At 53.9% G+C, this 2178-nt stretch carries 3 protein-coding genes; all 3 read left to right on the forward strand.

Going from position 1 to position 2178, the window contains the following annotated elements; translation table 11 throughout:
- Positions 1-89: 89 nt before the first annotated feature.
- On the forward strand, positions 90-641 hold the full coding sequence (locus tag NHH03_RS27740) for a hypothetical protein (protein WP_253161616.1): 552 nt from the start codon (positions 90-92) through the stop codon (positions 639-641).
- An 88-nt stretch (positions 642-729) separates the two neighbouring features.
- Positions 730-1326, forward strand: a complete 597-nt coding sequence (locus NHH03_RS27745) for a zinc-ribbon domain containing protein (RefSeq protein ID WP_253161617.1) — start codon at positions 730-732, stop codon at positions 1324-1326.
- A gap of 548 nt (positions 1327-1874) precedes the next feature.
- The coding region (locus NHH03_RS27750) for a DUF2947 family protein (protein WP_253161618.1) at positions 1875-2178 on the forward strand (304 nt) is incomplete at its 3' end.

Below are 2178 nucleotides of genomic sequence, written 5' to 3' on the forward strand. Positions count from 1 at the left end.
ATAAGGCCGCGAGTTGACGTTTTTGAAGTGTGGAGTCGCTCGCGCGGCCCCGCTGAACCCTACCGTTATTTGAATGGAGTGATTCTTGAATGAGAGTCCAGTTTGGTCTTCGCGCGTTGCTGTGCTTTGCCGCTGCCGTCGCGATAGCAATTTTTGCGATCGATCGAGTGTGGGTCACCAAAACAACGAGCAACGGTACTCAGTTTGTCTGCATTTTTGCTGTTGATGGCAAGTCCGGGGAAATGGTCAGTCGCCCGAGCCTAACGCTTCGGTCACATCGTGGATCGCTCGCGCCAGGCCGCGGACGGTCGTCGATAGGTCTGGTGCATGCGTATAGCTATACCGACTACCGCTCCGTATTTCGGACGTGGCGAGAATACGAGCCTTCCGGCAAGGTCACGGTTTCGGCAGCTGGATATCAGGACATCGTGTTCAACGTTGAGTCGATCTACCAAGAGGATCGACAGTCCCCGCCGCTTTGGCTCCCCATCGTCGCTCGCTTGGCAAAAGACGATTCAGTATTGCAGAGTCGCGTTGCCCCTATACACATGTTACACAACGAAACTTTTACCAACCCGCAGAGGCTTGTCAGCCAATTGGCAGTTTTAGAAGATGAGGCCAAGAGTCGAATCGTCAAATAACAACGCGATGCACGCCGAGTCGCGTTTTTTGACGTGGATGATCTCTCGCGGCGACCGCGTGATCGCCGACGTTACCCGACTTGAAGACATGAACTGCCGTATCCACGCCTACGCTGACTTTGTCGAACATCCACGCTACGGGCGTGGGCCGCGCTGGACCGGCATGAATCCGCGTGGCGATCTCTCACAAGGCGTTTACCTCGGCTGGCATTCTCGCTCCGATGAACGAATCCCCGATACCGCGATTGAAGCGAATACAGATCGCCAACCGAACGCCACCGTTCCGGTAACGCACTATTTCGACCTCAAACGCAAGTGCAGAGATTGCGGACGGAACTTCATTTTCTTCGCTGAAGAACAACGATACTGGTACGAAACCCTGCAATTCTATCTCGGTGCTGATTGCGTGCGTTGTATTGATTGCCGTCTTGCTGAACGCGACACCAAACGCTTGCGTGAACGCTATGAAACGCTTTTGGCTGATGATCACCGTTCCGATGCCGACAATCTCGATCTGGCAGAAGTTGCAATGGCACTCATCGATAGCGGCGTATTTGGCACTCGCTGTCTCGAACATGTACGTTGTCGGCTGAACTCGATCCCCGCTGAATCCCGCGTTCGACGGCATGCGACCTTTCGCGATGTGGACACGAGATCGGCTCAACGACTGCATGAAGGCGGGTAACAATCGGATGCACGACGAGTCGCCGAGCCGTCGTTTTTAATGTGGAGGATCTCTCGCGGCGACCGCGTGATCCGTGTCGTTCGCCGACTGAAACCTTCACGCATTTACATAGCGACCAAACCAATGGTTGACACTGGAACTTGGAATCGACTTGACGATGGTGCCCGGCAGGAATTCCGTGACCTATTTGAGCAGTTCCAAGAATCACTCCGGGATGCTGGTGTCCATGACGGTTACGACCTCGGCATGGATTGGTCGGTTCAAATCGTAGATGGCGTTTGGGCAATCTCCAACGGATCAAGAATTCTTGACGGCGTGACATCCTCACGTCGCGAGGTAATCGACGCGCTGTATACTGACGGCGTTCAAAACCTAAATCGTTGATGCTCAACCTCCCCGACTATGAGTCATCTACTATCCGGTGGTAAACGCAAAAAACGCGGCGAACCATGCGATGAACCGAAGTCGCGGAGCCGTCGTTCTCGACAATAGAAAATCAATCGCCGCGACTCGGTTATCGCGGCCGTTCTGCTAAACAGAGATGTTTGATGACATTTCGCGAGATTCCGGGAATCCTACTCGATGATCCGCCGATGTCGTGTGCCGACAAATCCAGCATCGAACCCCTCGATGAGACGCAGGCATCTGCGCTTTGGGATTCGTACATCAGTCCGAGGAATCGTCATTTGATGTTGCTCGACGCTACGGAGTGGGCCGCGAAACTCTTGGCTGATGGCGCGTTATTCTATGACTGGCTTGAGGACTGGAACGCAGATTCGCCAAACGAATTCACCTACGAACTGCGACAGTTGGACATCAATGCACGCGACATTGTGCCGCCTGGATTCGAGC

This window comes from Stieleria tagensis (assembly GCF_024129865.1).
Taxonomy (GTDB): Bacteria; Planctomycetota; Planctomycetia; order Pirellulales; family Pirellulaceae; genus Stieleria; species Stieleria tagensis.

Coding starts and splice junctions, on each gene's coding strand:
- NHH03_RS27740 (WP_253161616.1), top strand. CDS start 90: ATGAGAGTCCAGTTTGGTCTTCGCGCGTTGCTGTGCTTTGCCGCTGCC.
- NHH03_RS27745 (WP_253161617.1), top strand. CDS start 730: ATGAACTGCCGTATCCACGCCTACGCTGACTTTGTCGAACATCCACGC.